This window comes from Haloferax sp. s1 (assembly GCF_058382125.1).
The window spans coordinates 1-985 of record NZ_JBZRPK010000090.1; the positions used below are offsets into that span (position 1 = coordinate 1).

The 985-nt window shown below is 60.5% G+C and carries 2 protein-coding genes; both read left to right on the forward strand.

Annotated elements, in window-relative coordinates:
- On the forward strand, positions 1-470 hold a 470-nt coding region (locus QT222_RS00615; protein WP_491475964.1), incomplete at its 5' end, for a 30S ribosomal protein S2.
- 165 nt (positions 471-635) lie between these two features.
- Positions 636-985: rhodanese-like domain-containing protein (locus tag QT222_RS00620; protein WP_491475965.1), on the forward strand; the 350-nt coding region annotated here is incomplete at its 3' end.

A 985-nucleotide genomic window follows, 5' to 3' on the forward strand; every position in this document is an offset into this window, starting at 1 on the left:
GGCTATACGTGCTCGACGTTAGCCAGACGGACTCGCGAATCCGCACCGCTGCGGACTTCCTCGCGAACTACAGTCCGGAGCAGATTCTGGTTACGTCCTCCCGTCAGTACGGTCGTTTCCCGGCCGAGAAGTTCGCAGACGCCGTCGGCGCTCGTGCCCGCACGGGACGCTTTATCCCCGGCACGCTGACGAACCCGGACTACGCCGGCTACATCGAACCCGACGTGGTCGTCGTCACCGACCCGATTGGTGACGCGCAGGCCGTCAAAGAGGCAATCACGGTCGGCATCCCGGTTATCGCGATGTGCGACTCCAACAACCAGACGTCGAACGTCGACCTCGTCGTCCCGACGAACAACAAGGGTCGTCGTGCGCTGTCGGTCGTCTACTGGCTCCTCGCCAACGAGACGCTCGACCGCCGCGGCTCTGACACCGTCTACGCCCTCGAAGACTTCGAGGCCGAGCTGTAAGACGGGACGACGACTGTAGTTCGACTTTTCTAACACTCGTCCGGTGAGTGACTGCTTCGGTATTCGCTGAGTTGTGCTGCGTTGGTAGCTGTGACGCCGGGAACTGACAGGGACCGCCGAGAGCCGCCACAAATAGTTTTGTGTATTGTTCACATATCTATACCTATGGGAACGCTCCTCCACCAGATCACCGTCGAAGAACTCGCAGCGGAGTTGGACACCGGTTCGTCCGTCACCGTAATCGATACGCGTCCGCCCGAGAGTTTCGACGCGTGGCACATCGAGGGTGCCGTGAATGTTCCGTTCCACCCAATCGAGGGGCTCGGCAGTGACTGGGATTGGGAGCAAGTCGCCGCGCTCGCCGCCGACGGACCAGTCGTCGCCATCTGCGGGAAGGGATTGTCGTCTACCTCGTTCGGATTCGAACTTTCTGAGCGGGGCTACGATGACGTAACCGTGGCCAAAGGCGGCATGGAAGACTGGAGCAAACTGTACGAGATAGTCGAACTCGACAC